The organism is Priestia megaterium (assembly GCF_046599315.1).
In the GTDB taxonomy this organism is placed as follows: Bacteria; Bacillota; Bacilli; order Bacillales; family Bacillaceae_H; genus Priestia; species Priestia megaterium_F.
The window spans coordinates 63,917-90,028 of sequence record NZ_JBKIKC010000005.1 but is presented as its reverse complement, the minus strand read 5'-3'; the positions used below and the strand labels follow the sequence as shown (position 1 = coordinate 90,028).

The 26,112-nt window shown below is 37.1% G+C and carries 25 protein-coding genes; 20 read left to right on the top strand and 5 right to left on the bottom strand.

What is annotated here, in order from left to right:
• Window positions 1-69: 69 nt before the first annotated feature.
• The 3 genes from ACLHDF_RS17040 to ACLHDF_RS17030 all read left to right on the top strand — a co-directional run bounded on the left by ACLHDF_RS17040 (window position 70) and on the right by ACLHDF_RS17030 (window position 3,736).
• Window positions 70-1,563 carry an aldehyde dehydrogenase family protein gene (locus tag ACLHDF_RS17040; RefSeq protein ID WP_413920041.1) on the top strand — a complete coding sequence of 498 codons (1,494 nt, stop codon included), beginning with the start codon at window positions 70-72 and terminating at the stop codon, window positions 1,561-1,563.
• A gap of 107 nt (window positions 1,564-1,670) precedes the next feature.
• The gene (locus ACLHDF_RS17035; RefSeq protein WP_413919897.1) at window positions 1,671-2,957 is read left to right on the top strand and encodes a cytochrome P450; all 1,287 of its coding nucleotides are present in this window, start codon (window positions 1,671-1,673) and stop codon (window positions 2,955-2,957) included.
• Window positions 2,958-3,076: 119 nt separating this feature from the next.
• Window positions 3,077-3,736, top strand: coding sequence for a serine/threonine protein kinase (locus tag ACLHDF_RS17030; RefSeq protein ID WP_413919896.1), 660 nt, complete (start codon window positions 3,077-3,079; stop codon window positions 3,734-3,736).
• A gap of 13 nt (window positions 3,737-3,749) precedes the next feature.
• Here ACLHDF_RS17030 and ACLHDF_RS17025 read toward each other — a convergent pair whose 3' ends face one another.
• Entirely contained in the window at window positions 3,750-4,028 is a 279-nt protein-coding gene (locus tag ACLHDF_RS17025; protein ID WP_413919895.1) for a hypothetical protein, read from the bottom strand.
• A 140-nt stretch (window positions 4,029-4,168) separates the two neighbouring features.
• Between ACLHDF_RS17025 and ACLHDF_RS17020 the strand changes: the two genes are divergently transcribed.
• The 3 genes from ACLHDF_RS17020 to ACLHDF_RS17010 all read left to right on the top strand — a co-directional run bounded on the left by ACLHDF_RS17020 (window position 4,169) and on the right by ACLHDF_RS17010 (window position 6,063).
• Window positions 4,169-4,312 carry a hypothetical protein gene (locus ACLHDF_RS17020; RefSeq protein WP_014460421.1) on the top strand — a complete coding sequence of 48 codons (144 nt, stop codon included), beginning with the start codon at window positions 4,169-4,171 and terminating at the stop codon, window positions 4,310-4,312.
• Window positions 4,313-4,442: 130 nt separating this feature from the next.
• Window positions 4,443-5,237, top strand: a complete 795-nt coding sequence (gene motA, locus ACLHDF_RS17015) for a flagellar motor stator protein MotA (protein WP_413919894.1) — start codon at window positions 4,443-4,445, stop codon at window positions 5,235-5,237.
• The gene (locus ACLHDF_RS17010) at window positions 5,230-6,063 is read left to right on the top strand and encodes a flagellar motor protein MotB (RefSeq protein WP_413919893.1); all 834 of its coding nucleotides are present in this window, start codon (window positions 5,230-5,232) and stop codon (window positions 6,061-6,063) included. The genes motA and ACLHDF_RS17010 overlap by 8 nt, the downstream gene beginning before the upstream one ends.
• A gap of 35 nt (window positions 6,064-6,098) precedes the next feature.
• Here ACLHDF_RS17010 and ACLHDF_RS17005 read toward each other — a convergent pair whose 3' ends face one another.
• Entirely contained in the window at window positions 6,099-6,431 is a 333-nt protein-coding gene (locus ACLHDF_RS17005) for a hypothetical protein (RefSeq protein WP_413919892.1), read from the bottom strand.
• Window positions 6,432-6,630: 199 nt separating this feature from the next.
• Between ACLHDF_RS17005 and ACLHDF_RS17000 the strand changes: the two genes are divergently transcribed.
• From ACLHDF_RS17000 to ACLHDF_RS16990, 3 genes are read left to right on the top strand one after another with little or no spacing between them, the layout of a single operon-like run.
• Window positions 6,631-7,284 carry an NAD(P)/FAD-dependent oxidoreductase gene (locus ACLHDF_RS17000; RefSeq protein WP_413919891.1) on the top strand — a complete coding sequence of 218 codons (654 nt, stop codon included), beginning with the start codon at window positions 6,631-6,633 and terminating at the stop codon, window positions 7,282-7,284.
• 56 nt (window positions 7,285-7,340) lie between these two features.
• A complete protein-coding gene (locus tag ACLHDF_RS16995) occupies window positions 7,341-7,622 on the top strand; it encodes a hypothetical protein (protein ID WP_413919890.1) in 282 nt (93 codons plus the stop codon).
• A complete protein-coding gene (locus ACLHDF_RS16990; RefSeq protein ID WP_413919889.1) occupies window positions 7,604-8,299 on the top strand; it encodes a YqjF family protein in 696 nt (231 codons plus the stop codon). Before ACLHDF_RS16995 ends, ACLHDF_RS16990 begins: the two co-directional genes overlap by 19 nt.
• A 3-nt stretch (window positions 8,300-8,302) precedes the next feature.
• Here the strand turns inward: ACLHDF_RS16990 and msrA are convergent, their stop codons facing one another.
• Window positions 8,303-9,217, bottom strand: coding sequence for a peptide-methionine (S)-S-oxide reductase MsrA (msrA, locus tag ACLHDF_RS16985; protein WP_413919888.1), 915 nt, complete (start codon window positions 9,215-9,217; stop codon window positions 8,303-8,305).
• Between the two features lie 315 nt (window positions 9,218-9,532).
• On the opposite strand from msrA, the gene nhaC reads away from it, so the two are divergent.
• The gene (gene nhaC / locus ACLHDF_RS16980) at window positions 9,533-10,939 is read left to right on the top strand and encodes a Na+/H+ antiporter NhaC (protein ID WP_413919887.1); all 1,407 of its coding nucleotides are present in this window, start codon (window positions 9,533-9,535) and stop codon (window positions 10,937-10,939) included.
• A gap of 29 nt (window positions 10,940-10,968) precedes the next feature.
• Here the strand turns inward: nhaC and ACLHDF_RS16975 are convergent, their stop codons facing one another.
• Window positions 10,969-11,622, bottom strand: a complete 654-nt coding sequence (locus tag ACLHDF_RS16975) for a GntR family transcriptional regulator (RefSeq protein ID WP_413919886.1) — start codon at window positions 11,620-11,622, stop codon at window positions 10,969-10,971.
• 361 nt (window positions 11,623-11,983) lie between these two features.
• On the opposite strand from ACLHDF_RS16975, the gene ACLHDF_RS16970 reads away from it, so the two are divergent.
• The 8 genes from ACLHDF_RS16970 to ACLHDF_RS16935 all read left to right on the top strand — a co-directional run bounded on the left by ACLHDF_RS16970 (window position 11,984) and on the right by ACLHDF_RS16935 (window position 21,962).
• Window positions 11,984-13,396 carry an amino acid permease gene (locus tag ACLHDF_RS16970; RefSeq protein ID WP_413919885.1) on the top strand — a complete coding sequence of 471 codons (1,413 nt, stop codon included), beginning with the start codon at window positions 11,984-11,986 and terminating at the stop codon, window positions 13,394-13,396.
• A 296-nt stretch (window positions 13,397-13,692) separates the two neighbouring features.
• On the top strand, window positions 13,693-14,694 hold the full coding sequence (locus tag ACLHDF_RS16965; protein ID WP_413919884.1) for an acyltransferase family protein: 1,002 nt from the start codon (window positions 13,693-13,695) through the stop codon (window positions 14,692-14,694).
• 25 nt (window positions 14,695-14,719) lie between these two features.
• Entirely contained in the window at window positions 14,720-15,595 is an 876-nt protein-coding gene (locus ACLHDF_RS16960; protein WP_413919883.1) for a peptidylprolyl isomerase, read from the top strand.
• A gap of 30 nt (window positions 15,596-15,625) precedes the next feature.
• Entirely contained in the window at window positions 15,626-15,784 is a 159-nt protein-coding gene (locus ACLHDF_RS16955; protein WP_155017217.1) for a hypothetical protein, read from the top strand.
• 178 nt (window positions 15,785-15,962) lie between these two features.
• Window positions 15,963-16,637 carry a response regulator transcription factor gene (locus tag ACLHDF_RS16950; protein ID WP_413919882.1) on the top strand — a complete coding sequence of 225 codons (675 nt, stop codon included), beginning with the start codon at window positions 15,963-15,965 and terminating at the stop codon, window positions 16,635-16,637.
• Window positions 16,627-18,054 carry a sensor histidine kinase gene (locus ACLHDF_RS16945; RefSeq protein ID WP_413919881.1) on the top strand — a complete coding sequence of 476 codons (1,428 nt, stop codon included), beginning with the start codon at window positions 16,627-16,629 and terminating at the stop codon, window positions 18,052-18,054. Before ACLHDF_RS16950 ends, ACLHDF_RS16945 begins: the two co-directional genes overlap by 11 nt.
• A gap of 523 nt (window positions 18,055-18,577) precedes the next feature.
• Window positions 18,578-19,942 carry an allantoinase gene (locus ACLHDF_RS16940; protein WP_413919880.1) on the top strand — a complete coding sequence of 455 codons (1,365 nt, stop codon included), beginning with the start codon at window positions 18,578-18,580 and terminating at the stop codon, window positions 19,940-19,942.
• Window positions 19,943-20,471: 529 nt separating this feature from the next.
• A complete protein-coding gene (locus ACLHDF_RS16935; protein WP_413919879.1) occupies window positions 20,472-21,962 on the top strand; it encodes a peptide MFS transporter in 1,491 nt (496 codons plus the stop codon).
• A gap of 27 nt (window positions 21,963-21,989) precedes the next feature.
• Here the strand turns inward: ACLHDF_RS16935 and ACLHDF_RS16930 are convergent, their stop codons facing one another.
• On the bottom strand, window positions 21,990-22,394 hold the full coding sequence (locus ACLHDF_RS16930) for a hypothetical protein (protein ID WP_413919878.1): 405 nt from the start codon (window positions 22,392-22,394) through the stop codon (window positions 21,990-21,992).
• 499 nt (window positions 22,395-22,893) lie between these two features.
• Here ACLHDF_RS16930 and ACLHDF_RS16925 point away from each other — a divergent pair, with 499 nt between their 5' ends.
• Together ACLHDF_RS16925 and ACLHDF_RS16920 are read left to right on the top strand one after the other, a co-directional pair.
• Window positions 22,894-24,603 (top strand): NAD-dependent malic enzyme, encoded by a 1,710-nt coding sequence (locus ACLHDF_RS16925; RefSeq protein ID WP_413919877.1) that lies wholly within the window; start codon window positions 22,894-22,896, stop codon window positions 24,601-24,603.
• A 143-nt stretch (window positions 24,604-24,746) separates the two neighbouring features.
• Entirely contained in the window at window positions 24,747-26,090 is a 1,344-nt protein-coding gene (locus tag ACLHDF_RS16920) for a 2-hydroxycarboxylate transporter family protein (RefSeq protein ID WP_413919876.1), read from the top strand.
• Window positions 26,091-26,112 lie beyond the last annotated feature (22 nt).

Here is a 26,112-nt window from a genome sequence, read left to right as displayed (position 1 = left end):
TTTTACTAGATAACGTGGTAAAATATTCATTGTTAGCGTTTTCAAAATTCGTGGGGAGGTATGTATTTGATGCAAAATCTTGGAGCGAAGAAAGTTGAAATGAGTCCGAAAGTAGTGGAGTTTTTAAAAGGAGTTAAACAGCTGTATATTAACGGTGAGTGGGTAGACTCTGTTTCAGGAAAAACGTTTGAAACAGTAAATCCAGCAACGGGTGAAAAGTTGGCAGATGTAGCTGAAGCAAATCCAGAGGATATTGATCGTGCTGTGAGAGCAGCTAGAGAAGCATTTGATCATGGACCTTGGACAAAGATGTCAGCAGCTGAAAGAAGCCGACTCATATATAAATTAGCTGATTTAATGGAAACACATCAATTGGAACTTGCGCAGCTTGAAACGCTTGATAACGGAAAACCAATTCGTGAAACATCAAATGCAGACATTCCATTAGCAATCGAACATTTCCGCTACTTTGCTGGGTGGTCAACTAAAATGGTTGGACAAACTATTCCTGTGCAAGGAGCGTATTTTAACTATACGAGATATGAACCAGTAGGTGTTGTTGGCCAAATTATTCCTTGGAACTTCCCGCTTTTAATGGCTGCTTGGAAGCTCGGAGCTGCTTTGGCAACTGGATGTACAATTGTGCTCAAACCAGCAGAGCAAACGCCGCTTTCTGCACTTTATTTAGCTCGACTAGCCGATGAAGCAGGGTTCCCAAAAGGGGTATTAAACATTGTGCCAGGCTACGGGAAAACAGCAGGTGAGCCGCTCGTTCATCATGATCTCGTGGATAAAATTGCTTTTACGGGATCTACTGCTGTCGGAAAAGCCATTATGAAACAAGCTAGCGACTCCTTAAAGCGTGTAACGTTAGAGCTTGGAGGAAAGTCACCAAACATTATTCTGCCGGATGCAGACTTAACAAAAGCAGTTCCTGGTGCGCTTTCAGGTATTATGTTTAATCAGGGACAAGTATGTTGTGCTGGAAGCCGTCTGTATGTTCAAAAAAGCTTGTATGATAACGTTGTGGCAGATTTAGTTTCTCAAACGAAATCTATTAAACAAGGAAATGGATTAGCAGATGAGACAACAATGGGTCCGCTTGTATCTGCGCAGCAGCAAAAACGAGTAAAAACATATATTGATAAAGGAATTGAAGAAGGAGCGGAAGTACTCGCAGGAGGAAACATTCCATTTGATCAAGGCTATTTCATAGAGCCAACTATCTTTGCAGATGTTGATCATTCTATGACGATTGCTCGTGAAGAAATCTTTGGTCCGGTTGTAGCTGCTATGCCGTTTGACGACCTAGATGATTTAATTGCCAAAGCAAATGATACAGCTTATGGTCTAGCCGCAGGTGTCTGGACACAAGATTTAAAGAAAGCACACTATATTGCTCATGGCATTAAAGCGGGTACAGTTTGGGTGAACTGCTACAACGTATTTGACGCAGCAAGCCCGTTTGGAGGTTATAAACAGTCGGGAATTGGTCGTGAAATGGGAAGCTATGCGCTTGATAATTATACTGAAGTGAAAAGCGTATGGATTAACATGGAATAATAAGTAAGCTTTTTTATAAAAATCAATAGCATATCTTTGTGTGAAAAAGAGTAGTCTTTAGTGGACTACTCTTTTATTTGTTTAGGTCCCGCATTTTTAGAAAAGGAGTGATAACATTGCCGGTTATACAGGGCCCCTCGTCGTATAAGCTTACCGGTCACCTGCAAAAGTTTAGAGAGAACCCACTGGATTTTTTGGAAGGTTTGACTCAGTATGGAGAAATTGCAACATTTAGAGTTGCACACAAGCGCTTTTATGTAACGAGAGACCCTCAAATTATTAAAGATGTAGTCATTACAAACAGCAAAGCATTTCAAAAAATTAAATTAACACATATGTTTAAAACCCTGCTAGGTGAAGAAATGTTATGGACAGATGAAGCATTATATATGAGCCCCATTCAACCCTCACACTTTAAACAACATTTAACCTATAATAAGGAAGCAATCGCAAAAATAATTGAAAAACATACAGACACGTGGGAAGAAGGGCAGCTTCGAACGATAGTAAAAGACATTAGACAGATAGTCGTAGCTGTACTCCTTCAACTTGTATTTGGCATTTCGATTGAGGATAAAGATAAAATTCAATGTGTTCAAGCACTTATGAGAAAAAAAGAAAAGTTAGGCAAAATTTATATTCGTCTACCTTTGCACCAGCCTGACTCAGATGAGCAGCTAGAACAACTTCTTTTTGAACGCGTCCAAATGCGTGTTCGAAACAAAACCGAAGGAAATGATTTGCTGCAGTATATATTGAATTCTTATGGAGAAGACGTCGATGAAAAAGAAATATACGAACAGCTCAATTCTATATTCCTTTCAATGTATGACATGATTACACACGTATGCAGCTGGTCTATTTATTTATTGTCTCAAAACACTAGGGAGCATCTTCAGCTGTATAAAGAAATTCAAAAGTATGCTAGCGGCGAATCCCTTTCAACCAAAAAGCTGACGTATATGCGCAAAATAATTGCTGAAAGCATGAGGTTGTATCCGCCTCTTTGGCTGTTTGGACGTCAAGCACGTGAAGATATACGGATAGATGGTTATAGTGTTAAAAAAGGGGAGATTATGTTAATTAGCCCTTATATGATGCATCGCCATGAAGATTATTTTTTAGAGCCAAGCGAATTTTTACCCGACCGTTTTGAAAAAGGAGGATCCATTGATGTTCCAAGCTATATGTATATGCCGCTTGGGATTGAGCGTCAAGCTGAACGGGGCATGGACTATATCACTGAAATAGTAACCATTTTTCTTTCAGAAATGACAAAGCGCTTTTTATTTCAGCTTACTAAGCCCGAAGCCATTGCTCCAATGGCGAGCGTGATGCTAAATATGAAAGAAGAACTGAATGTGAATGTTCACAAAGTTCACACGCAGCCTTGAACGAATAGGGACATTTTGCCTCTTTATATCAGGCTGTCAATTTATTGACACATCCTGCATTGAGATTTATCATAGGGTAATATTTGATAGAGATTACTGAAGGATTTTTAGAGGGGACTATGGATAAAATAATTAAACAGTTGGTGTCGTTAGTTGAAACATCATTACTAACACAAGTTATGATTCAAAGTGAAAGTGACTATGATCCGGTTGAAGTTACGAACAAAACAAAAGAGTGGGTACTTATTGGTAAAGGAAACTATGCCGGTGTATTTATGCACAAGAATTATCCTGAGTTTGTTGTGAAAGTATACGGAAGAGCCGTTTATGGTGTGAAAAAAGAAGCGCAAGTGTATAGAAAGCTGGGCGTTCACCCAGCTTATTCTCAACTTTTTTATGAGGGAAAGACGTATTTGATTTTAAAAAGACTTACAGGCGTTACTTTGTATGATGCCGTACAGCGGGGAATAGAGATTCCGGAACAAGTCATAAAAGATGTAAATAAAGCTTTGGACTATGCAAGAAGCCAGGGGTTAAACCCATATGATGTGCATGGCAAAAATGTCATGATGAAAGATGGAAGAGGATATGTGGTGGATATCTCTGACTTTTATAAAGAAGGTATTGATAAAAAATGGACAGACCTTGTAAAAGCTTATTACACCTTTTATCCGTTTATTGATAAATACCATATCCGTTTACCATATCCGCTTTTAAACGTTATTAGAAAATCATATCGTCTATATCGCAGAGTCAAATCGAAAAGGAGTTTCCACTAAAGGAAACTCCTTTTTAAGATGAAATACAGCGCAGTATGTGCTGCTGTTCAAAAGTTGGTTTTAATTTGAATAGAATGGTTTGTAGTATTTCAGATTGATAGACGAATTTTAGCGTATGTTTAAGGGAAAGAGGATGTAAGAAAGAGCGTATTCTTTTTTCGGCATAACGTATCACCTGTTCTTCATAAAATAAAGTACGTGCGGAGATTTTAGCGTGAATGTCTTTTGTTAGTTCGATCGTAAACTGGATAATCATTAAATCAGTATCTCTACAATATTTTTCTAGTAGCACAATATCACCTCCGTTTTGTCAACTCATTTACATAATATTAATATAAAATTTACAAATGTCAATAAAACACGGAAAAATAAATGTTAAGACTTTTCTTTTTATATGTTGAATAAACAAGAACGTTACAGAGGTGAATGAAGTTGAACATTAACGTCGGGTTTGCCATTTTAGCTGATATAGATAATAAGATGACGGCTGCTATTTATGTAGAAAATCAAATTGTAGCTATTATAGCTGGACCTTCAGATATTCTGTATGAAAAGTTGAAAAAAGTATTTTTATGATAGAGAAAAGATGTAATTATAAATATGATTTATAAAAAGGCTTAAAAATTCTATAAAACAGTCGAAATAAAAGATGAGTATAAAATATACAAAAAGAAAGAACAGGAAGTTAAGGATAGGAGAATTACATATGGATAAAACATCTTTTATTGGACTGATTTTAGGAATAGCCTCTCTTATTGTAGGCATGTTTTTCAAAGGGGTTAATCCATCCGTGTTAGGAAATCCTGCTGCTATTTTAATTATTATTGTCGGAACAATTGGAGCGGTAGTCATTGCATTTCCTTCAAATGAAATCAAAAGAGTCCCAAAACTGTTTGGTGTCCTGTTTAAAGAACAAAAAATGCTGCAGCCTGTTGATTTAGTATCCATGTTTTCAGAATGGGCACAAGTTGTTCGAAAAGAAGGGTTACTATCCCTTGAAGCTCAAATTATTGATGTAGATGATCCTTTCTTAAAAAATGGTTTAAATTTAGCTATTGATGGTCAAAGTGCGGATTATATACGAGACGTGTTGTCTGAAGAAATTGATGCTATGGAAGAAAGGCATCAAACGGGTGCAAGTATTTTTGCTTTAGCAGGTACATATGCTCCAACTCTAGGTGTGCTTGGGGCTGTTATAGGGCTAATTGCTGCGCTTGGGAACATGGAAGATACAGATACGCTAGGACATGCGATCAGCGCAGCGTTTGTTGCTACGCTTCTTGGTATTTTTACTGGATATGTACTATGGCATCCGTTTGCGAATAAACTAAAGCGCAAATCGAAACACGAGGTAAAGGTAAAGTACATGATGATTGAAGGAGTACTTTCACTGTTGGAAGGGGAAACTCCAAAAGTAATTGAACAAAAGCTGGCTTCTTATCTGCCAACAGCTGAACGTAAAAAGCTTCTTCAAGAAAGTGAAGTGGGTATAAATGAGTAGACGCAGAAAACAAAAGCATGAAGAGGACCATGTTGACGAAAGCTGGCTGCTTCCTTACTCAGATTTGCTTACACTTTTACTTGCTTTATTCATTGTATTATTTGCAATGAGCTCAGTGGATGCGCAGAAGTTTAGGAATCTTTCACGTGCATTTAATGAAGCGTTCGTCGGAGGAACCGGCGTGATGGAATTTCAATCTTTTCAAGAATCGAAAGAAGCCGTTCAGCCTTCAAATACTCCTGCTGCTAAAAGTACGAAAAAAACAAACGAAGCGGAGACAGCTCCCAATGAGTCTTATGCTTCTTCCCAATCGTTAACGAGCGAACAAAAGGAGCAAACTATTCGAGAAGCTGACCAAGAAGAGCTTCAGCAAATTCAATCTAAAATTAATGCGTATATTCAAAAGAAAAATTTAACAAATCAATTACAGACGTCGTTAACCGAGGAAGGTCTTTTAATTTCCATTCGAGACAATGTGCTGTTTGATTCCGGAAGAGCGCAAGTTCGGAGTGAAGACGCCAAAATCGCAAATGATATTTCAGAACTTTTGGTGATGGATCCTCCTCGTAATATTATTATTAGCGGTCACACCGATAACGTCCCCATTCGAAACGCTGGTTTTGAATCCAACTGGGAGTTAAGCGTGATGCGAGCAGTTAACTTTATGAAAGTTATTTTAAAAAATGATAAGCTTAATCCAAGCATGTTCAGTGCAAAAGGGTTTGGAGAGTTTAAACCAGTGACATCTAACAATACAGCAGCTGGAAAAGCGAAAAATAGAAGGGTTGAAATATTGATTATTCCTCGTACAATTAAACAGCCGTAAAAGCAGTTCTGCTTTTACGGCTGTTTTTCTATGTGTTACAAAGCTAAGAGTCTTCTTTTTTCGAAGTTTCCTCGTACTAACTTTAGGTCTATTCCATCTAAAATCAAGTCAATGAGAGCCCCTTTAAAGACGTCCGCTGTTTTTTTCTTATCATTGGACTGCAAATATTGCACGCGATACCACTTATCTTCAACTTGGAAGTACATAAAACGTCCGTGCGTAAAATCAATCCAAAATTTTGTAGGTTGTCCATTGAGATTTTTATAAACATAGCCCCAGCTTCGTCCTTGGTGAGCGTCCTTCATCTTAGGGCGAGATGTATTAAATACTTCGTAATACACTTTATGCCCAATATCGTAGAGCATCATGTGACAGTCCTCCTATCTATAGGCCTACTAGCAGGTAAAGATATATTTTTATACAACAAGTATACTCAGCTGAAAGGAATAGTAGACTATTTTTTTGAGACAAGCAGGAGCGAAGGTAAATGAAAAACGACAGTTTAAATTAGCTCAATTATTCCATTTTTTTATACTGTAAGTAAATGAGTTAAATAAGGAGGGAAAAATGAGACGAGTAGGAATAGTAGGTGCTGGAATAACGGGCCTTATAGCAGCGGCTGAATTAAAAAAAGCAGGAATAGAGGTCTTTCTTCTTGATAAGAGTAAAAGTGTAGGGGGACGAATGGCTACCCGAAGAGTGGAAGATGGAAGAGCAGATCATGGAGCTCAATTTTTTACAGTCAGATCAAATGAATTTCAACAAGACGTAAATAAATGGATAGGCGATAAAGAAGTTAAGAAATGGTTTGGTGACCATCACCCTCGCTATCAAAGTATTAATGGCATGAATGCGCTAGCTAAATATTTAGCAAAAAATCTATGTGTATATGTGAATCGGAAAGTTCAAGCCATTGATTTTCAAAACGGAAGGTATCAGCTATATACAGAAGAAAATGAGATTTTTGAAGCGACTGATATCATTTTTACACCTCCTTCTCCTCAGGTTATGGAGATACTTAATAACAGTAAGTTACAAGCGGACAAATCCATTCTTAAGACATTGAAATTTAGTCCCTGCTTGGTTGCTATCGTGAAACTCTACGAAGAAGTGCTGTATGGTGATCATGGTCAACTAACGAATCCATCTAGCGCAATCCAAAGAATCGTCAATGATCAACAAAAGGGAATATCAAAGACGCCGTCCTTAGTGTATATATGAATAAAGACTGGTCGAAGAAACATTTTAATGAACATGAAAATGAGTTGTTATAGGCAATGAAAAATGAAATAAAAGAATGGATAGGTGTAAATCATATTAAAAGCATTCAATTAAAGAAATGGCGCTATGCAGAGGTGGAACGAGTTCTTCATCAGCCCTTTGTTGAAATCATGCTGTCGCTGCTAGTGGCAGGAGATGCTTTTTTAAGAAGAGAAGACAAGACGAATCACTCGCGGTTAGAAAGCGCATATTTGTCAGGGAAATCGGCAGCAGCTGAATTAATAGGAAAGAACATCTGGAAAAAAGGAGGAAATAAGAAGTGGAAAATAATTGGATAATGAAACAAACGTGGAAAGATTTATTGTTTATTCATTGGCCTATAGACCCGTCATTTTTGGCTTCTTTATTGCCTGGACAGTTAGAGCCAGACACCTATGATGGTCAAGCGTGGATTGCCCTTGTACCTTTTACGATGACAGACATTCGATTTAAAGGGACGCCCGCAGTTCCTATTTTTTCACGGCTATATGAGCTAAATGTGCGTACATACGTTACATATAAAGGGGAAAAAGGCGTTTATTTTTTTAGTTTAGACGCAAGCAATCCACTAGGAGTATGGATTGCTCGTCACTTTTTTCATTTGCCTTATTACCACGCTGCTATGACATTCAACAAAACTCAGGACCATATTACTTTTCAGTCAGTTCGAATACACAAAAACTCAAAAAAAGAGCGAGTAAAGCTTACATATAAAGGGATTTCTCTGTCCTATCGAAGTAAAAAAGGAGAATTAGCTCATTGGCTTACGGAGCGCTACTGCTTATTTACCACTCATCAAGGAGCTGTCTACAGAGGAGACCTTTCTCATAATCCTTGGGAGCTGCAAAAAGGGGAGTGTGAAATAAGAGATGATTCCATTACTCAGCCTTTTTCGCGTCCGACGGACAATCACGATTTAACTGTACACTACGCAAATCAAGTAACGGCTTATTTTTATCCTTTTAAAAAAGTATAAGCATCAAAACAAAATTAAAAAGTCTTCATAACCTTCTTCTTTAAGCTTTTCTTTTGGAATGAAGTGCAATGCCGCAGAATTCACTTGATAGTATTCTCTGTTTTCTTCTATTAAAAGTAAACCCAAATAATTATTTCCTTCTTTGCTTTTTAGCGCTGTTGAATGCCGTGTTGGCACTTTTTTTATGTTTCCATATAAGATAGGGCGCTTAAAAATTGGCCAGCCTGTATGAGACATTAGCTGATCTGATGTTTTGAACAGTGCCTCTCCCGTTAGAAGATCAACGTAAATTCCTTGTTTTTTGTTATTCCAATATAAATTCGTAAAAGGGGGTTCGGTTCCGTTTTCCTGCGTAACAAAATATTGCATAGGCGTTAGGACTTCTTTAAGGTAAGAGCGGTCCTTTGGCCAATGCTGCGCCAGAAAATCAGTTCGCCCTGAACCTTCTTTGTATAATTTATAGTGAAATGCATGTTTTCGGTAGTACTCCTGCTGCTTCTCTTCTGCTTCGTAAAAAGAAGAAAAAGGTAAAATAGGTGTGACGATAGGACTCTTAAAGCGTCCGCTTTTGGCTAGCTTTCTTTTAGAATCGAGAGCCGCTTCTTTTTGCTTTTCGTTATGATAAAAAATAATAGCTCGGTATGACGGTCCGCGGTCTGAAAACTGTCCACCAGAATCCGTAGGGTCAATTTGCTGCCAATACAGCTTAAGCAGCTCTTCAAACGTAATTTGAGAAGGATTCCATACAATTTGTACTGCTTCTACGTATTCGCTTTCTTTCTTTGGAAGAGAAGCTTCAGAAATGATTTGTTCATCTCTAGCGTAGCCCGAGCGGATACTGATAATTCCGGGAAGTTGATCAAAAGGAGCGACCATGCACCAAAAGCATCCTCCCGCAAATGTTGCATATTTCTTCATGTTACTTTCCTCTTTTCGTTAAATGGAAATTTTTATGATTTTTTCTGTATCAAAATAAACAATAAGCGTCTCATACCTAGTCTTGTAAGGAAGCACAACCTTGTGGTATTATGGCCACTGGACAAAAGAAAAATGGCTTATTGTTTACGCGAATATCCTTATTTTTTATGTTCTTAAAAGATGCAGTTTATTGTTTAAGCACTCTTAGAAATACATACGTTTGAGCAGCAAGAGAAACAGATAGTGAATAAGGACTTTTTATTCTTAAACGATACCACATTCGAGAATCTACATACCAGTTTAGGAGGAGCTAGTTTGAACACAACACGTTTACCATCTATGTGGGAAATAATAATTGTGCTTGCTTTATTTTTAGCTGTTGTTATTTCATTTGCCACTGTTTTTGATTTACCTATTCAGCTTGCTTTATTTATTTCATGGTTTATTGTTATGGTGCTAGGAGTACGACTTGGGTATACGTATAATCAGCTTCAAGGGGCCATTACAAAAGGCATATCAAACGGATTGGAAGCTATTTTAATTTTATTAGCCGTCGGTACATTAATTGGAACATGGATCGCCGGAGGAGTTGTTCCTTCTCTTATTTATTTTGGGTTAGAATTCATTAATCCAACATTCTTTTTACTTGCTACACTTGTCATTTGCTCTATTACCTCTATTTCAACAGGCACATCTTGGGGAACGGTTGGGACAGCTGGAATTGCGATGATGGGAATCGGACAAGGGCTAGGTATGCCGCTTCCTTTAGTAGCTGGAGCTGTAATTTCAGGGGCTTATTTTGGTGACAAGCTTTCTCCGCTTTCTGACAGTACGATTTTATCTGCGTCAATGGCTCGAGTGAACGTTATTGATCACGTCAAAGCAATGTTAGTATTGGATATTCCTGCTTACCTCATTACGGCAGTGCTGTTTACCGTGACAGGTTTTATGTATGGAGGAAAAGATTTGGATATTAGACGTGTAGAAGAATTAAAGTCTTCGCTGTTGGATACATTCCATATCAGTGGGTGGATGCTGATTCCTGCCTTAGCTGTCATTGTCCTTTTAGCATTAAAGAAACCTTCTCTTCCAGCCATTGCGGTTGGTTCGTTGTTAGGAATTATATGGGCAATCGTCTTTCAGCATATGGATGTGGCGAGCGCATTTAATACGGCTTATGAAGGATTTAAAATTAATACCGACAATACATTTTTAAGTGAGCTGTTAAATCGAGGCGGAATTTTAAGCATGGTTGGCTCCATTATTGTAATTATTTTTGGGCTAGGATTTGGCGGTTTATTAGATGAGCTTGGCGTCTTAGAAGTACTGCTATCTAAATTTGAAAAAATTCTTGTCAATTCAGGAAACGTTACAGCTTCTACTATTTTCGTTGGGTTGTTAGGGAATATATTTGGTTGTGCAATGTATGTTTCATTGATTTTAACACCGAAAATTATGGAGAAAAGTTATGACAAGTTAAGGCTGCAGCGTCTAGTACTTGCCCGTAACTCAGAAGTAGGGGGAACCTTAACTTCTGGAATGGTTCCATGGACGGACAACGGCGTATTTCTGGCTACAACGCTTGGAATTTCTACATTCGCTTATCTGCCGTTTATGTGGCTAAGCTTTGTCTCTATTATTTTGGCTATTATTTACGGATATACAGGGAAGTTCATTTGGTACGCAAACGAAGAAAAACAGCGTTCTTCCATAGCGAAATAAAAGCAAGCACTTCGGTGCTTGCTTTTTGATTAAATCATTTCTGGATATTCGATTTTCCAGTGGATATTTTGAAGGTAAAGCTGAACATCTGATTTTTTTTTCTGCTTTAGAAGTTTCATAATATGTCGATGATGTTCATTCATCATGTGCAAAATGGTGTATAATTCTTTTTTATCTTCGCTAAAGTACGTTTGTCTGATGAATCCATCTTGTAAAGACACAAGCTGTTCTTTTAACGTTTCATTACCGCATCGGTTCAAATACACTCGATGAAAGTACGTTTGATATTTTTGATAATCTTGATAATTTTCTAATTCAATCGAAGCGTCGATTTTTTCAATAAGCTCATTCATCTTCGTAAAATCTTCTTCAGTTAAGTGATCAACCGATAGGGCAGCTGCAAGGCCATCTAAGGCACCGACAATTTCAAATACTTCTAGTTTTTTTTGTGTATCAATTTCTTTTACAGTAAACCCTCTGCGCGGCCTGTATTCTAATAGGTTATCTGAAGCCAATTTGATAAGTGCTTCTCTTACAGGCGTTCGGCTGACATTCAGCTGAGAGCAGATACTGGCTTCATTTACTTTGTCGTTAGGCAGCAGTGTACCGTCTTGAATTTGACTTGCTATGTAGTTATATACATGATCTTTTAATGAATGATAAATCATAGGCCCCTTGTTCATTGTTTCCCCCTAAAATAAATATCGCATCGGCTGTTCTTTCTCTTTGTACAATGATGATGGAAGAGTACGAAAATAATGAGAAAGAACGTGCGGGTATAAAAATAATCATATCATACCACTTCATCTAATCTCAGTTAGAATATAAAAAATAGAATTATTAAAATATTTTTTATTATTCATTGTTGTAAAAAATCTGAAAAATGATATAATCGTAAAAAGATTTAAGAAGTGTATATTGTATACAATATACAAAATTCGTACATATCAAAGAAATAAAGCCTACTTCTGCAGGGAAGAGTTTATATAGGATGTGTAAATAAACCAAGTTTTTAGATAGGTTTACTATAAAAGGAGGCACATAATGGGTGAGAATACAACATCTATGAATCAGTTACAAAGAAAAATGAAAAGCCGTCATTTATTTATGATTTCCCTTGGTGGTGTTATCGGTACGGGCTTGTTTCTTAATTCAGGTTACACAATTAACGCAGCAGGTCCTGGCGGAACACTCCTTACTTATTTAATCGGTGGATTAATTATGTATTTAGTCATGATGTGCTTAGGGGAACTAAGCGTAGCGATGCCTGTGTCAGGATCGTTTCAAGTATACGCTACGAAGTTTATAGGGCCAGGTACTGGCTTTGCGGTTGGCTGGCTCTACTGGCTGACTTGGGTAGTATCTGTCGGTTCAGAGTTTACAGCGTCTGGCCTGCTTATGCAAAGATGGTTTCCTGACGTTTCTGTTTGGCTATGGAGCGCGCTGTTTGCTCTTCTATTATTTGGTTTAAATGCAACATCTGTACGTTTTTTCGGCGAAACAGAATTTTGGTTTTCAAGTATTAAAGTATTAACGATTATTGTATTTATTATCCTAGGCGCAGCAGCGATGTTTGGATTTATTCCTCTTAGCGGCCATGAAAAAGCGCCAATGCTTTCCCATTTTACAGGAGAGGGCGGTTTATTTCCAAACGGACTTATGCCTGTATTGATTACGATGGTTTCCGTTAGCTTTGCTTTTTCAGGAACAGAACTAATCGGTGTTACGGCGGGGGAAACAGAGGATCCGGAAAAAAACATACCTCGAGCAATCAAAAATATTATTTGGCGTACGTTTTTCTTCTTTATTGGCGCCATGTTTGTACTATCCGGTTTGATCTCATGGAAACAAGCAGGAGTGTTAGAAAGTCCTTTTGTGACGGTATTTGATCAAATAGGTATTCCTTACGCAGCGGATATTATGAACTTGGTTATTTTAACAGCTTTATTATCAAACGCTAATGCAGGCCTATATGCATGTTCGAGAATGCTCTGGTCATTATCAGATCAAAAAATGGTTAGCACTTGGTTGGGTAAAGTAACGTCTAAAGGAGTTCCATTTAATTCATTACTTATCAGCATGGGAGTGGCCTGTCTGTCCTTACTGTCAAGCGTGGTTGCACCAACCACTGTTTACTTAGTGTTAGTTTCTATTTCTGGCTTTGCGGTTGTAGCTGTTTGGATGGCTATTGCAGCTTCTCATTTTATGTTTAGAAGACGCTATATTAAAGAAGGGAATGACGTATCGAAGCTTGTTTATAAAGCTCCTTTATACCCTATTGTGCCTATTTTAGCGTTTGTTTTATGCTTTGCTGCTTGTGTGGGACTGGCTTTTGATGAGAGTCAGCGTATCGCATTATACTGCGGTATCCCATTTGTCCTTTTTTGTTACGTATTTTATTATGTAAAAACTAAAAAAGGGAACAGAAAAAATAACAGTCAGCCTATAGCAAAATAAAAAGCAGAAGACCTAGGTCTTCTGCCTTTTTTGCATGCAAAAACACCCTATCCATCCGTACTGGTTAAGTGTCCCGCAACAAGCGAAATTGAATTGGATAGGGTGCGTATCTATATAGTAGAGAAAGAGGCGCCGTTTGTCAAACTTATTTAGCGGCGTATTACTTAAAAATAGAAAAAAGAAAGGTTTTCACTGTTTTTTCATTTTCACTATGTATAGTAATGAATGTAAAGAAAAGATATTCGCAGCAGCACGTCGTACAAATTCGTAGAATGCAAAAGAAAGGAGGAGGTCAAATGGCTAAGCGGGATGCGTATTTTGATAATGTGAAATTTATCTTAATTGTTCTAGTAGTGTTTGGTCATTTGTTAACTCCCTTCATCAATGATGAACAGTGGTTACGAACACTCTACATATTTATTTATACTTTTCATATGCCAGCGTTTATTTTAATAAGCGGCTATTTTGCAAAAGGATACCGAAAAAAAGGATATATGTGGAAGATGGCGAAGAAAGTATTACTTCCTTATATTATTTTTCAGCTTATCTATGCGGTATATGATTATAAACTGTATGATGAATCCACATTTGAAGTTTCAGTGTTTCAGCCAGCTTGGTCGCTATGGTTTTTACTGAGTTTATTTTGTTGGAACGCGATGTTGTTCATTTTTACAAAAACCAAATACCCTTTAGCTGTGGCGACAGCTTTAGGGATTATGATTGGCTTATGTGAACCCCTAGAAACAACGTTAAGTCTTTCTAGAACATTTGTATTCTTTCCTTTTTTCTTAGCAGGATTTTATATGAAAAAAGAACATTTTAAAAAGTTAACGTCTGTTTCCTGTAAAAAAATAGCTGGAGGTACTTTGGTGATTATTGCTCTGTGGATTCAGTATGTAGCACCGGATTTTGAAAAAGAGTGGCTATTTGGTTCAAAATCTTATTCTTCTTTAGGAGTAAATCAATTAGAGGGAATGGCCATTCGTACGCTATTTTATAGCATCAGCTTAGCAATGACAATTTCCTTTCTCGCTTTGATCCCAACACAAACGATGTCCTTTACATCTAGAGGTGCTCAAACCTTTTATGTATATCTGCTACATGGATTTCTGATTAAATATATCCGCCTATCTTCTTTTGGAGACTGGATAGAAAGTGTACAAGGATACAGCATTCTTCTGATTGGAGCTTGTGGAGTGGCGTGGCTGTTGTCGAGTAAATACGTATCTACTATTGCAAGGCCTTTAATCGAGCTTAAACCGTTACCAACGCGCAAAAGCTTAAGTTTAGGTAAGTAATGAGAAATGAAAAAGGAGTTTAATGATGTCTAAAAACAAAATAATTATGATTATTGCAGCCGTTGTTGTTATTGCTGCAGTAGCTATTGGTGCCGTAGCAATGAATAAATCAAAGGTAGTTGCTACCGTTGGTAATGAAAAAATCACAAAAGACCAGCTGTACGAAGCTCTTCTTGCTCAGGGAGGATCAAGCGTCCTTGATTCACTCATTGAACAAAAAGTCATTTCAAAAGAAGCAGCTAAACAAAATATTAAAGTAACCGATAAAGAAATTAATGCTGAATTGGAAAACCTTAAAAGTCAGTACGGCGGAGAAGATGCATTAAATCAAGCATTAACATCTAGCGGTGTAAAATTGTCAGAGCTGAAAAAAGATTTAAAGACAAATATTGAAGCAAAAAAAATGGTCGAGTCAACTATTAACATTAAAGATAGTGAAATCAAATCGTACTTTAATGAAAACAAAGATTCACTAGCTACAGAAGCACAGGTAAAAGCTAGTCACATCTTAGTAGCAGATGAAAAGACAGCGAAAGAAGTGAAGGTAAAGCTTGATAAAGGAGAAGACTTTGCTAAGCTAGCAAAAGAATATTCAACAGATACAGCTTCTAAATCAGATGGTGGAAATCTTGGATACTTCAAAAAAGGCGATATGGTCGAAGCTTTTGCCAACAAAGCATTTTCGATGAAGGTAAATGAAGTAAGTGATCCTGTTAAAACAGAATACGGTTATCACATTATTAAAGTGACAGGCAAAAAAGAAGCGCAAAAAGCAACATATGAAAATAGCAAAGCAAAAATTAAGCAAACGCTGCTTGATCAAAAATACCAAACAGAGTATCCAACATGGTTACAAAAGCTAAAGAAAAAATACGATATTACAAACAAACTTGATTCATAAATAATACCTTAGCGAAATGAGGGGATGGATATGAAACAAACAGCGTCTTATAGTAAGTTAGAAAAAATCGTCGAACAATTGAAGCACAGAGGTGTACGAGCTGAGATATGCCGACGTGTTGTAAAAGTGACAGAAACTGTTAATGGATCAAATCCTTCATATTCAAATCAAATCGTTAGTCATTCATAAAGAGTACAAAAGACGCAAACTACTGAACGGCAGTTTGCGCCCGTACTGAACATAATAGGGAAAATTAAAATGAAAAGAGATCAGTAGAGGCAGCTTGTTTCTGCTGATTCTTTTTGTATAATAAAGTAAACAAAAGGATGCAGCGAAATGTATCAAATAAAGGAAGGAGTTACGCAGAATGAATGTACTGCTAGCAGAGGATGATTTGCAGCTAGGTGAATTAGTTAGTTATATGCTGAAGAAAAAAGGAGGCTATAACGTCGAATGGGTGACAGAAGGGAATGATGCGTATGACTATGCATCTGAAGCGCATTATGATGTGTTAGTTCTTGACTGGATGATGCCAAATGGAGATGGAATTGATGTATGTAAACGTCTAAGAAAAGAAGGATACGCCGGAGCTATTCTTATGTTAACAGCAAAAGATGCGGTTCAAGATCGTATACAAGGTTTAGATGCGGGAGCGGATGATTACGTTATTAAGCCGTTTGAAATTGACGAGCTGCTTGCAAGGCTTCGCGCTTTGTCTCGTCGTAATTATGCGCCAATTTTAGAAGAAGAAGTAGAAATTTCCAGCATGATATTAAAAAGAGCAAGTCAAACCGTGCAGTTTGACGGGGAGTTTATTCAATTGAGTCCTCGTGAATTTCAACTGCTAGATTTTTTAGTGAAAAACAAAGGTCAAGTTCTTTCTCGAGATATTATTTTAGACCGAGTATGGGGATACGAATCAGATGTTTCGATTAAAACGATTGATGCGACGGTTAAACTTTTGCGAAAAAAACTAGAAAAATTCAATAAACAGGATCTTATTCAAAGCATTCGTGGAGTAGGCTACAAAATTGAAAGCTAAACTTCTTACGAGAGCTAAACAGAAAGTAAAACAAAAAGTAAAGCAAGATTTATTTAGTCAGACGCAAAATCGTTTAACATTCCGATATAGCGCATTACTAATGCTGTTTCTGCTTTTATTCGTATTTATTGTTTATGCATTGGTATATGTGGTTGTATCCAATAGCCAGCAGCAAAACTTAAATAGCATGTTAAAGCAAGAGTCCCGAATTGTTCAAAGTATTTTGATTAAACAGGCCATAAGCAGCCCGGATCAACAGTCGAAAGAAGAGTACAAAAACATTGTGGTAGCGGGGGAAGATCAGTTTTTTTATTATGTAATCAGTCCTGAAGGGGATCTTATTATGGGAAATGAAGCGAGCGAGCGGCTTCGCTCTAGCTTGTTAGATTTAATTGATGGATGGATCCCTATTGAAAATGAGGTGCGAAAAGAACGAATAAAAGCCCCGCGCCCTAGTTTTGAACACATTGAAGGAGTAAAAGGGCAAAATGGAGAAGGCAAAATAGATATTGATTTAATGATGGCGGGTGAACCTATTTTTTATAAAGGTCAATTTTTAGGGATGCTTTATATCGGAAAAGATGTTTCGTTTCTTTATCAGTTGCTAAAGTGGCTCCTTATTATTATGCTGAGCCTTACGGTACTGTTTGTAGGAGTAGCCATTTATATCAGTCGCTTAATGTCAAAACGTGCAATGGTCCCAATTGAAACAGCTTTTCAAAAGCAAAAAGAGTTTGTGGCAGATGCATCCCATGAATTAAGAACGCCGCTTAGCGTTATGCTTTCTTCTATCAATGCTTTAGAGATGCAGGAAGAAGTAACAGAAGATCCTTTTTCTAAAAAATTAATCAATAATATGAAAGCCGAAGTGAAGCGGATGACGAGTCTCGTCAGTGATTTGCTTACGCTTGCACGCTCAGATTCTAATAAAGTAGAAAAAGCAATGATGCCATTTGACATTACAGATGCGGTACAAAAGGTAATGGAATCTGTTGAAACTCTAGCGATTTCCAAACATATTGATTTGCAGCTGGATACGCCCGAAAAACTAGTGGTAACTGGAGATCAAGAGCGTCTAACTCAGCTGATTTACATTTTGTTAGATAATGCTATTAAATATACGACTCCTCATGGAAGTGTAAATATTCAAGTGGTTCAGCATGGAAGTGAATGTATATTAAAAGTACGTGATACAGGAGTTGGGATTCATCCAGATGAAAAGGATCGGATCTTTGATCGCTTCTATCGTGCTGATAAATCGCGATCTCGTCAAATGGGAGGGCATGGGCTAGGCCTAGCAATCGCTAAATGGATTGTAGAAACACATAAAGGAAAAATTGATGTAGAAAGTGAACAAGAAAAAGGAAGTACATTTACAGTAAGATTGCCAATGTCACAAAAAGTGAAAAAGAGTTAAAAGAGGCCGGGACAAAAGTATATTAGTTGCAGGAAGATCCGAACGAGTTGAAGTCTTAATTAAGTTTCCAACTCGTTCGTTTTTTTTTATGGGTAGGGTGAGCGTAGTTTTCCTGTATGTAGGTGCTTCTAGCGGTTGATTGGAGGGCAAGGCGAAGACTCCTGTGGGAAAAGCAGAATAGATAAGGCCCCGCAGGAGCGTAAGCGAAGTCTTGCACGGAAATCAACAGCGGTGTAACCTATACTAGCTCCTTTATCCGATTTGTGCGTCTATTGATTTAGTTATGTCTCAATGTCTTTTTAGTTAGTGAAAGTGACTAAATGAAAAAGAAAAGTTTAGATATAATGGTAGATGTAAAAATCAGATAATTCAGTTATATTTATTGACATAATGACCAGTCTATGTGTTAGGTTTCTTTACAAGGATAAAGACTTTTTAAAGAAAACAGTGCATGATAGAACAATAGCAGACTACTTCGTTTAATAAAAAGATGAAGTAATGAAGTAAAGGAGAGTTTGATAACATGTACGATTTAATTATTCGGGATGGTTCGGTCGTATTAGAAGATGAAATAATACAAGCGGATATAGCTATTAAAAAAGGAAAAATTGCAGAAATAGCGCCAGATGTTAGCACACCAGCAAAAAAATACTTAGATGCTAAAGGAAAACATGTTCTGCCTGGAATGATCGATATTCACGTGCATTTTGATGAACCGAGCCGAGACCATTGGGAAGGATTTGATTACGGTTCAGCATCTATGGCCGCAGGAGGCTGCACTACATACTTTGATATGCCTTTAAACGGCATTCCACCTACCGTAACGGAAGCAGCGCTGTGGGAAAAGAAAAAGCTGGCTGATCAAAAGTCAATAGTAGATTATGGTTTATGGGGAGGATTAGTTCCTGGCAATAAAGAAGAATTAGCTAAAATGGCTCATTCGGGTGTAATAGGTTTTAAAGCATTTATGTCAGAAGCCGGTTCTGAATTTGATTTCTCAGATGACCTCACATTATACAAAGGAATGAAGGAAATTGCGAAACTAAACAAAGTACTTGCCCTACATGCTGAAAGAAATGACTTAATACAAAAGCTTGAGCAGTCTAAACAGAAGCAAAAACAAACTGCTATTAAAGATTATTTAGAAACTCGACCCGTGTCAGTAGAAGTAAATGCGGTAAAACAAGCGCTTGAGTACGGTGAAGAAACGGGATGCCCACTTCACTTTGTACATATTAGCAGCTATGAAGCAGTGCAGCTTATTACGGCAGCAAAGAAGAAGGGAATGAACGTTACGCTTGAAACTTGTCCACATTATTTACTTTTTACAGAGGAAGACTTTGAAAAAATTGGGGTAACGGCTAAATGTGCACCTCCTCTTCGTAGTAGGAGTCAAAAAGAAAAATTATGGGCTTGTATTCAATCAGAAGAAGTAGATATGGTTTCTTCGGATCATTCTCCTTGCCCTATTGAATTAAAAACAGCCCACCAAAATGACTTATTTAAAGTTTGGGGTGGGATATCAGGCGGTCAGTACTCTTTGCAAGCAATGATCAGTGAAGGGGCTATCAATAGAGGAATGTCTCTTTCTACCATTTCCAAACTTGTATCAACTAATCCAGCTAAACGATTCGGTCTATATCCTAAAAAAGGAAGCATTTTGCTAGGGTCCGATGCGGATTTAGTCATCGTAGATTTGGATCAAACTGAAGAAGTGACAAAAGAAGGAATGGTTTTCAAACATAAGCACAGTATATATGAAGGAATGGTATTTAACAGCGTTATTTTAACTACTATTAATCGAGGAACGATTGTATACAGTAGAGAAGAGGGCGTGATTCCTTTTCACAGAGCACAAATGATAAACGGTGAGCACGTAAAATTGTAAGGGCAGTACAAAAAAGAGATAAAAAATAAACCTTTTATCTCTTTTTTTACATAAAAAAATTAGAATGACTTATATTAAGGTTACTACATAGGTGAAAAAAGAGTATCTACTATAACAAAAGAGACATTTTTAAAGAGTTTTTTATTATTTCGAAAAAGTATTTTTCTAATTGAAGGAAGCTTAATGAAAAAATACTAAAGCTTTTCTTTTAATATACAGAAAAAATTCCAAAAAATAAAAATATTATCTAGTTGTATGAAAAGTAGATAATCAGATGCTTTGTAATCAAGGGTTTTGTATAAAAAAATTTTCAAAAAGATATTTCAGGAAAAGAAATCTTGATTTAAAGCTTTTTATGGGTGCAATTTTATAATAGAAAACCGTATTTAATGCACTCATTGTAAAATTCTGATATTGACATAATCATTTTATAAGAATAAAATTTTCTTGTTTCTATTTTTTTATATCATCATAATTTTTTGATAGTTTTGTCTATGGTGGTTTACGGTTGAAAGAGAGGTTAAGGAATATGTCGGTAGAGAGAGAAAAAGTGTATGAAACAGTTCCTCAAAAAGGATTCTTTGGACATCCTAAAGGGTTATTTACCTTGTTCTTTACAGAATTCTGGGAACGTTTTTCATACTACGGAATGCGTGCGCTACTTGTATTGTACATGTACGATACAATTGCAAACGGTGGATTAGGAATGGAACAAGGAACCGCTTTAGCGATCTTTTCTATTTATGGTTCCCTTGTTTATATGTCTGGAATTATTGGCGGTTGGATTGCAGACCGCATTTTAGGTACGTCTAATACGGTGTTTTACGGTGGTATATTTATTATGCTGGGACATTTAGTACTTGCGTTGCCAGCAGGTGTAACAGCGCTGTTTATTTCAATGTTCTTGATTATCATTGGAACAGGTTTATTAAAACCAAACGTTTCAAGCGTTGTAGGTGATATGTATAGCCCTACTGATAACCGTCGAGATGCTGGGTTTAGTATCTTCTATATGGGTGTAAATGCAGGAGCGTTTATCGCGCCGCTAGTTGTTTCAACAGTAGGTGAAAAATATAACTATCACTTAGGTTTTGGAATCGCGGCAGTAGGAATGCTTTTAGGTCTAATTGTATTTATGGCTACGCGAGGCAAAACTCTAGGTCGTGCAGGTAGACAAGTTCCAAACCCTTTAAAACCAGAAGAACGCAAAAAAGTATTTGGTACCATTGCACTTGTTGCAGTTGTACTTGCAATCTTTATTGTACTGACTTCTTTAGCGGGCATTTTAACTGTTGAAGGTGTTATTTTATTTGTAAGTATTTTAGCGATTGTTATTCCTATTATTTACTTTGTTGTTATGTATAAGAGTCCCAAGACAACGGCTGATGAGCGTTCGCGCGTATTAGCTTATATTCCTCTATTTATCTCTGGAGTAATGTTCTGGGCAATTCAAGAGCAGGGTTCAACAATTTTAGCAACGTATGCAAAAGACCATACGCAGTTAACGTATGGCGGTTTTAAAATTCCAGTTGGTTGGTTCCAATCTTTAAACCCGTTATTCATTATTATATTTGCACCAATTTTTGCAGCGCTTTGGGTGAAATTAGGAAACAGACAGCCTTCTACACCAAAGAAGTTTTCATTAGGACTTTTATTTGCAGGGCTTTCTTTCCTTGTCATGGTTATTCCAGCTAGTATTCATGGAAATGAAACGTTAGCGAGCCCGCTTTGGTTAGTGCTAAGCTTCTTCTTAGTTGTAGTTGGAGAGCTTTGTTTATCACCAGTAGGATTATCAACTACGACAAAACTAGCACCTGCAGCGTTTTCTGCTCAAACGATGAGTTTATGGTTCCTAACAAGCGCAGCGGCACAGGCAATCAATGCTCAGCTTGTTCAATATTACGAAAACATTTCGCAAGTTGTTTATTTCGCTGCATTGGGCGGAGTATCGGTTATTTTAGGTGTAATCGTGCTAATGCTTTCGCCAAAAATTCAGCGTTTAATGAAAGGTGTTCAATAAGAAAAACCGTCCTTAAGGACGGTTTTTTTATAATTTATTTGAAAAAATATTCATGAATGATGCGTACGTCTGATCGTCTTCACCCTCGTAGAACGCAAGATTTAGAAGTCTGTTAAGTTCATTTGTTGATTTTTCAGTTTCTGCAATAATTTGATGCATATGAGCAATTTGAGACATTGATCCGTTTGCATGTGCATTTTTGATTTGATTTAATGTTAAATGAAGCGATAAGACCTCCCGGCGAAGAGCTTGTCTTAATTCAGAGGGAGCAGGGATAAAAAAGCGTTTATAAAAGTAACTGGCTTCTTCAAATACCAATTCTCCATTTTCTAGCTCTTTCGCTGCAATTTCTTTAATCTCTGTATCGTCTAATCGGCTGGATGCCTCTTCGATAAGAAATCCAAAAATAATAGCTGTATCTGGTTTTAACATACAATAACCTCCATTATTATAAAAAAGAACTATATAGTTTATATGTATAGATAGAAGGGAAAGAATATTCATAATAATTCACTAATCAGCATAGACAAAAAAAATAAAAAATATTCTTTTATATGAAAGCTAAAATTATCTTAAAATAAATTTTTTATAATTAAACATTTTTTCCATATAAAAGGATTATTTTAGCTTTCAAAAAGAAATGAATAGAATATAGAGGGTTCTTAATACCTATATAAAAAGATAATTGATAAAAGATATTAAATTCAGAAATTTCTACCTCTTTATAACTAAAAAATTGCTCTACTAAAATAGTTGACAGCAGAAATAGATAGGCATAAAATATACTATTGTCAAATGAATTAGCATGCTATTCATAAAAAGTTAACGGACATTTGAATAATATGAGTAATATCCATATAAGATGTTAATTACTTAAATCTAACCAACTTGTATGCTTGTCATACAAGTCTACAGAAAGGAAGATAGTCGTATGCGCAACGTATTTTTTGCAGATAATGAAACAATCGAAACGACTTTACGTGGGAAAGAAATTTTAGGAGCTCCAATGTTAAACAAAGGAGTAGCTTTTACAAAAGAAGAGCGCAAAACGTTAGGATTAGAAGGTTTACTTCCTCCAATGACTTTAACTTTAGATGAGCAAGCAAAACGTGCATATGAGCAATTTTTAGCTCAGCCAGATAACCTTGGTAAAAATGTGTATTTAAATGATTTACAAAACCGTAATGCTGTATTATTTTATCGTTTATTGCAAGATCACTTAAAAGAGATGCTTCCGGTTGTTTATACACCAACAGTTGGACAGGCAATCCAAGAATACAGCCACGAATATCGCCGTCCGGGTGGCGTATACTTGTCAATCGATAATGTAGAAGGCATTGAGGAAGCTCTTAAAAATATCGATGCAAATAGTGAAGACATTGATTTAATGGTTATTACAGATTCAGAAAGTATTTTAGGAATTGGTGATTGGGGCGTTGGTGGTATTAATATTGCTATTGGTAAATTAGCGGTATACACAGCTGCAGCAGGAATCGATCCAAGCAGAGTACTTCCAGTTGTTCTTGATGTAGGAACAAACAATGAAAAACTATTAAATGATCCTTTATATATCGGAAACCGTCATGAACGTATCCGCGGTGAGCGCTATGATCATTTCGTAGATCAATTCATCTCAAAATCTCTTGAAATATTCCCTAATGCACTGTTACACTGGGAAGACTTCGGTAATGTAAATGCTCGTAACATTATTAACAAGTACGGAAAAGAAATTCTAACATTTAATGATGATATCCAAGGAACAGGCGCTGTAACGCTTGCCGCTATTTTTTCAGCAGTTCAAGTGTCTAAAATGCCACTTCGTGACCACCGCGTTTTAATCTTCGGACCGGGTACAGCAGGTATTGGTATTGCAGATCAAGTTCGTGACGCAATGGTATTAGACGGGATTACAGAAGAAGAAGCATACAAAAACTTCTGGGCAGTTGATTTCCGAGGCCTTTTAACAGATGACATGGGCGACTTATTAGGTTTCCAAACTCCTTATGCACGAAAAGCAGAAGAAGTAAAAGACTGGAACCGTGAAGAAGACAAAATTTCTCTTTTAGAAGTTGTCAGACAAGTTAAACCAACAATCTTAATTGGTACTTCTGGTGTAGCTGGTGCCTTCTCAGAAGAAATCGTAAAAGAAATGGCTAAGCATGTAGAACGCCCAGCTATTTTACCAATGTCAAATCCAACTCCGCTTGCGGAAGCTACTCCTGAAAACCTATTAAATTGGACAGAAGGAAAAGCACTTGTAGCGACTGGAAGTCCATTTGAACCAGTTAAATACGATGGTGTAGAATATGAAATTGGTCAATCTAATAACGCTTTTGTTTTCCCAGGTCTTGGTCTTGGATCAATCGTGGTAAAAGCAGAAGTTATTACGGACAGCATGTTCGCAGCATGTGCACACGCTGTAGCTCAAATGGTAGACAGCAGCAAACCAGGTGCTTCATTACTACCACGCGTAGAAGAATTGCGTGAAGTATCATATAACGTTGCTTTAGCGGTTGCTAACGCAGCGATTGAAGACGGCGTGGCAAAAGAAGTTCCAGCAGATGTTAAAGCAGCAGTAAAAGCAGCAATGTGGGAACCAAAATACAAAGAAATTAAAGCTCTAGAAACAGTAAATGCTTAATTTTTAATTAGAAAAAGCACAGCTTCTCTTTTCCGAAGCTGTGCTTTTTTTAGTTACAAAAAGAATTCTTAAGTTACATAACGTATATAGTTTTTTTAAACTTGTGTATGATTCTTTATATTAGAACCACAGGGGGTTATGAGATGAATACAGCACGTAAATTGGAAACGTTTACTCAAGATTCACAGCCTAAAAATAAGGGGTTTTGGAACCGAATCAACAATATTAAAATAGGAGTTATTCCTCTGCCGCTATATGTTTTACTTGCGTTAATTGTATATGGTGCTGCCGTTTACAACGAGCTTCCTCCAGATATGATTGGTGGATTTGCACTTATTATGGTAATGGGAATGCTGCTTGGTGACTTAGGATTGAAAATTCCGATTTTAAAAGATATTGGCGGACCAGCTATTTTATCACTGCTTGTACCTTCCGTATTAGTTTTTTATAATGTTTTAAATCCTGTATCTATGGAAGCGGTAACAACTTTGATGAAAACATCAAACTTTTTATACCTTTATATTTCTTGTTTAGTAGCCGGAAGTATTCTTGGTATGAACCGTAAAGTTTTAATTCAAGGCTTTACACGTATGTTTGTACCGCTTGTGTTAGGTACGCTGGCGGCTGTAACTGCAGGCGTAGCTGTTGGGACGTTATTTGGCTACGGTGCAAAACATACATTTTTCTACATTGTTGTACCAATCATTGGAGGAGGGATTGGTGAAGGTATCTTACCGCTTTCACTTGCTTATTCTCAAATTTTAGGTAGCTCAGCAGAATCTTTTGTGTCGCAAATGATTCCAGCTGCTGTTATTGGAAACATCGTTGCTATTGTATGTGCTGGCTTAATGAAACGTCTAGGAGAGAAAAAACCAGAATTAACAGGTAATGGAGTTCTTGTGAAAACAAAGGGTGGAGATGGAATCTCAGAAGAAACAAATATCAAGAAACCAGTAGATTTCTCGTTAATGGGCGCAGGCCTTTTAATTGCATGTAGTTTCTTTATTTTCGGAGGCTTAGCACATAAGTTTTTAGGAATTCCAGGTCCAGTTTTAATGATCGTAGCGGCAACGTTAGTCAAATGTTTACAAGTAATGCCTGCTAAGATGGAGCAAGGTGCTTATCATATGTACAAATTTATTTCTACGAGCTTAACATGGCCGTTAATGGTAGGGCTAGGAATTTTGTATATTCCTCTTGAAGATGTAGTAAAAATTGTTACACCAGGTTATGTAGTTGTATGTGCAGCAGTTGTTATTGCTATGGTAGCAGCGGGCTATTTTGTAGGTAAAATGATGAAAATGCATCCAGTGGATGCTGCCATTGTAACCGGCTGTCACAGCGGTCTAGGAGGTACGGGAGACGTAGCTATTTTATCGGCTTCCAACCGTATGTCACTTATGCCATTTGCTCAGGTAGCAACAAGACTTGGAGGCGCTTCTACCGTCATTTTAGCTACACTTCTTATGAAGCTTTTAGGAGTATAAAACCAATAATAAAAAAGCAGCT